Annotated in this window: 1 protein-coding gene; it reads right to left on the bottom strand. The window is 42.4% G+C overall.

Going from position 1 to position 401, the window contains the following annotated elements; all coding sequences use genetic code 11:
- Positions 1–401: hypothetical protein (locus tag L979_RS16875; RefSeq protein WP_231559552.1), on the bottom strand; the 401-nt coding region annotated here is incomplete at both ends.

Here is a 401-nt window from a genome sequence, read left to right as displayed (position 1 = left end):
ACGACACTGCGAACAGAATTGAATATGCCACTAAAGAAGCCTGAAATTGCACTCCATATTGAGCGAACTACTCCCCAAGCATTAGAAGCAAAACTGCCGATTGCGCTAAAAGCACTAGATACAACTCCTTTTACAGCGTTAAATATACCGCCAAAGAAGCCGGATACTGCATTCCATACGCCAACCAGTACATTCCAAGCTGAGCCAGCAAAGCTACCGATAGCGCTGAACACGGTTGAAACTACGGAACTAACAGCATTAAATATTCCACTAAAAAAGCCAGTTACTCCGCCCCATACAGATTGAACGCCACCAATAACAGTTGTCCATAAATTGCTAAAGAATGTTGTTATTCCGTTCCAGATATTTTGAATACCTTGTACAATTCCGCTGAACCAATC

The organism is Kocuria sp. ZOR0020 (assembly GCF_000800955.1).
GTDB lineage: Bacteria > Actinomycetota > Actinomycetes > Actinomycetales > Micrococcaceae > Kocuria > Kocuria subflava.
Note: the sequence above shows the minus strand (reverse complement) of the source record. Positions and strands in the feature narration are given on the sequence as shown.